This is a genomic window from Arthrobacter sp. Bz4, from assembly GCF_003075455.1.
Classification (GTDB): Bacteria; Actinomycetota; Actinomycetes; order Actinomycetales; family Micrococcaceae; genus Arthrobacter_D.
The window spans coordinates 1-3,953 of sequence record NZ_QDAE01000051.1 but is presented as its reverse complement, the minus strand read 5'-3'; the positions used below and the strand labels follow the sequence as shown (position 1 = coordinate 3,953).

Annotated in this window: 3 protein-coding genes; all 3 read right to left on the bottom strand. The window is 63.4% G+C overall.

From position 1 onward, the window contains the following. Positions 1 to 92: 92 nt before the first annotated feature. The 3 genes from DDA93_RS15915 to istA all read right to left on the bottom strand — a co-directional run bounded on the left by DDA93_RS15915 (position 93) and on the right by istA (position 3,711). Entirely contained in the window at positions 93 to 623 is a 531-nt protein-coding gene (locus DDA93_RS15915) for a hypothetical protein (RefSeq protein WP_024475954.1), read from the bottom strand. 578 nt (positions 624 to 1,201) lie between these two features. Beyond that, positions 1,202 to 2,017 carry an IS21-like element helper ATPase IstB gene (istB, locus tag DDA93_RS15910; protein WP_116779299.1) on the bottom strand — a complete coding sequence of 272 codons (816 nt, stop codon included), beginning with the start codon at positions 2,015 to 2,017 and terminating at the stop codon, positions 1,202 to 1,204. Beyond that, positions 2,014 to 3,711 carry an IS21 family transposase gene (gene istA, locus DDA93_RS15905; RefSeq protein WP_024475955.1) on the bottom strand — a complete coding sequence of 566 codons (1,698 nt, stop codon included), beginning with the start codon at positions 3,709 to 3,711 and terminating at the stop codon, positions 2,014 to 2,016. The genes istB and istA overlap by 4 nt, the downstream gene beginning before the upstream one ends. Positions 3,712 to 3,953: the final 242 nt, after the last annotated feature.

The following is a 3,953-nucleotide window of genomic DNA, read 5'->3' as shown; positions in this document are numbered from 1 at the left end:
GCTTAACGTCAGCTCCTGCAGAGCCCTGTTGATCCTTTCCCAGTACAGCTCATGGGCCTCAACGAAGGAGCGGCGGTACAGGCGTGGGCCAGTCAGTAGCGGGGAATGAGCGCCCGGATTCGATCGATCCCCTGGTCGCCGCGACTGACAGGAACCTCATGTCGATCGACCCACTGCCAGAAGCGCTCTGCCTCATCAAGGAGTTCCCGACAGAAAACTAAGGGATCAACGCGCAGTTTGGTTTCACCGATGGTGATCAGGGCGCCCCCACGGATCCGCTCGAGAATGATCGGGGTGGGCTGATCAGGGAAGTAGTCATGACCGCGACCGGTCACAAGGTAGCCCTCCACCACGTTCACCAGGTAGATCCAGAGGATCACAATGTCATCCCACTCAGGAATGCCCAGTAGCTGCACGCCATCCCACATGAGAGTGATGACTCCGTCGTTGTAGCTGAAGTGATGCGGGGTGCCAGCACGTAGCCAGGCTTTCTCTGCATGGTCCTCGTCGGCGAACAAGTCAACGACATACTTGTCCGGGTGAGCGGCGAGGTCGTCAGGGTCCTCGACCAGTCGTGTGAGGATTGCGGTTGTGCTCGTCAGCCGAGGTGTTCGTGGTTCCATACGCTGCTCCTTCCAAAGGTAAGGGATTCGCTCAAGCTCATACTGTCTTACAGACCTCCGACGTACTTCCGGCCGCTTATGAACGTGTCAACGTGATGCGGGACGACTGGGACGGTCTGATGCAGGACCGCCTTGCAGATCTCGGCGACCGTGGGCGGTTGCACGGGCGAGGATAATCGCCGTCCGACGTTGCAGGGCGTCGTCAGCCTTGAGTGGCGTCAGGGCTTTAACTTCGCCCGAAGGGGCCTGCAGCATCAGATGGAAGGCGTACCGTTTTCATCGATTTCACAAGAAGTAATACTCCAATTAGAAGAATGAAAAGAGCCAAGACAAGCAGAGCCTGATCACCTGATGTAGGAGGACAGCCGGCCGAGCTGTCATCGATCTCAGGGCAGCTTCGCCAGGGTTGCAGGAAAACTACGACGCTCCCTACCGCTCCAGAAAGAGTCAACAGGAGCCCCAACGCCGCGAACACGGTCTTCCTAGAAGTATTCATGCTTCATCGAATCATCCACTGAACCCTTTCGGAGTACTAGACCAAGGAACGACCTCGAGGGTGGCGGTGCGATTTCTGGCACTTAGCCAGCGTCTTGGTGGGCGAGGGTGTGGGCGAGGCGGTAGGAGTCGGTGCCGGTTTCGATGATGGTGCCGTTGAAGGTGAGCCGGTCGACGATGGCGGCGCAGAGGCGTGGGTCGGTGAAGGTTTTCGTCCACCCCGAGAAGGACTCGTTGGAGGCGATCGCGATCGAGTTCTTCTCCTCGCGTTCGGTGAGGACCTGAAAAAGAAGCTCGGCTCCGCGCCTGTCGAGCTCCATATAGCCGAGCTCGTCGATGCAGAGCAGATCGACCCGCCCGTAGCGGGCGATGGTCTTGGCGAGCATCTTCTCGTCCGCGGCTTCCACGAGTTCGTTCACGAGCCGGGTAGCCAACGTGTATCTCACCCGGTACCCCTTCTCCGCGGCCGCCGTGCCCAGCCCGATGAGCAGATGCGACTTCCCGGTTCCGGAGTCCCCGATGAGACACAGGGGCCGGCTCTTACGGATCCAGTCCCCGGTGGCCAACGTGTGGATCGTGGCGGGGTTGATGTTCGGGTTGGCGTCGAAGTCGAAGTCCCCAAGCCACTTGTTCCGCGGGAAGTTCGCAGCCTTCACCCGGCGCAGGGAGGATCTGCGGTCCCGGTCGTCGCACTCGGCCAGCAACAGCTCGGCCAGGAACCCCTGATAGGACAGCTGCTCCTTCCCGGCGACGGTCAACGCTTCGTCGAGGACCGCCCGGATCGTGGGTAGGCGCAGCCGCCGGCAGGCCTGATCCACGGCCGCGACGGCGGCCTGCTCGGTCAGCCCGCGGCGCCGGCGCAGGGTCGGGGTCACCGTCGTAGTGGTTGTGGGGGTCATGAGATGTTCTCCTTCGACGTTGCTCCTGGATGCGGGGCAGGGGTTGGCTGGGGGCGTTTCGCCAGCAACTCGTCATACACGCCAACAGATGGGACGGGCCGCGTATCTGCCGGAAGACCCGCAATGACCGCGGCCGGTTCCATCAGCCGGCGCTGGGTCAGACTGACAACGCGTTGCACTTCCTCGACGCCATGAGCGACACGATGGGCGTCCGAGTGACGGTCCAAACTGGACCCACCCTGAGCCGTTGCGGCGTGGCGGCGGGCTTCGACCGCGACGACGTCAGCGCTGACCGCGCCGACCCCGAGAGCCGCACTGATGCCGGCCAGGACGTCGTCGGCGTCGAGGGAGCGGTGGCGTAGCAGGACGTCGATGAGCTCCCGGGTCCCGTCCGCGTCACCGTTGACCCGTCGGGAAGCCGCCCAGAACGCTTCATGAGCGCTAGTGAACGAACCGGACTCCCGCGCCCTGGCCAGAGCCGTCGAGCCGGGCAGGGCACCGGGTTTGATCTTCAGGACCTCGAGGTAGTGATCGAGCTGCACCGACTGACCGTGCTTGACGATGATCCACTGATGCCGGGCCACCACAGTGCGTCCGTCGAAGACCACGACCTCGGACGCCCGGAGGGACACCCTGACCTTGCGTCCGATGAACCGTGCCGGAACCGAGTACTTCACCATCCGCACGGTGATCATCGAGGACCGGTCCACCCTGGGCGTCAGCACCAACCCCGGATCGAACGCCTCCACCGGCAGCGATGCCAGGAGCGGCCGCTCGGTAGCGAAGTCCTGCCCGATGGTTCGGATCCTGTCGTTGATCCGCCGGGAATCGTCCTGGGCTTCCCAAACCCGGATACGGTCGTTGAGCTCATCCAGGGACGCGACGGCGGGTATCGGGGAGAGCCGGTTGCGGCGGAACCAACCCACCTCACCCTCCACCCCGCCCTTCTCATGGGCCCCGTCAATGCCGGGCTGGCAGTAGAACGCGTCGAAGCCGTAATGGGAGCGGAACAACACCCACCGATCGTTCTCAACCCGCTGCCGTCCCTGCCCGAACACCACCGCGGTGACCGCACTGGTCAAGTTGTCGTAGCGGATGTGCTTGGTCGGGATGCCGCCCAGCACGGTGAACGCCTCGATATGACCTTCGAGGAACGCCTCCTGCGCCTGCGTCGGATAGACCCGGTGGATGGCCTTGCCGGAGTGGGAGAGCCGGTAGATGAACATGTGACACTTCGTCTTCACCCCGCCCAGCACCACCCAGAGCTCGCCGAAGTCCACCTCGGCCTCCGCACCCGGCGCGTGCTCCTGCGGGATGAACACCTCGACCCGGCGGCCGGCCTCCACATCGATCTGCGCCCGCCGGACCCTGACGTAGTCGCGCACCGTGGAATACGACAGCTCCTCGGCCCCGTGCTCGTCGATCAGCCGGGCCAGAATTCTCCGGGCGGTATGGCGTTGCTTCCGCGGCGCCGTCGTGTCCTCCAGGAGCATCGCGTCGATCGCCGGCTTGAATCCGTCCAACCGGGGTGCACTGCGCACCGGCACCTTCCGTGACGGCGGTACGGGACTCGCCAGGGCCTGCCGGACAGTGTCCCGGCCGACCTGATAACGCTTGGCAAGCTCACGGATCGATAGACCCTCGACCCGGGCGTCTCTACGAATGTTCGCGAACAACTCCATGCGCACCCTCATCCGAACCTCCACGGCCTCGTCCCATCACGTGGGAACAAGACTGGGGGTGGTCCCGAATCAAACCGTCACAACGATCCGGCGAGTCACAGGGTGGTCCTGAATCAAGCCGTCCTAGTGGTCCTGAACGAGGCTGTCATAATCATCCCGGGCCGCACGGGCCCGGGTGGGCCAGACGCGCCGGTGGTAGAACTCGGTTTTCAGGGTCGCGAAGAAGCTCTCTGCCATCGCGTTGTCCCAGCAAA

Coding starts and splice junctions, on each gene's coding strand:
- DDA93_RS15915 (WP_024475954.1), bottom strand. CDS start 623: ATGGAACCACGAACACCTCGGCTGACGAGCACAACCGCAATCCTCACA.
- istB (WP_116779299.1), bottom strand. CDS start 2,017: ATGACCCCCACAACCACTACGACGGTGACCCCGACCCTGCGCCGGCGC.
- istA (WP_024475955.1), bottom strand. CDS start 3,711: ATGAGGGTGCGCATGGAGTTGTTCGCGAACATTCGTAGAGACGCCCGG.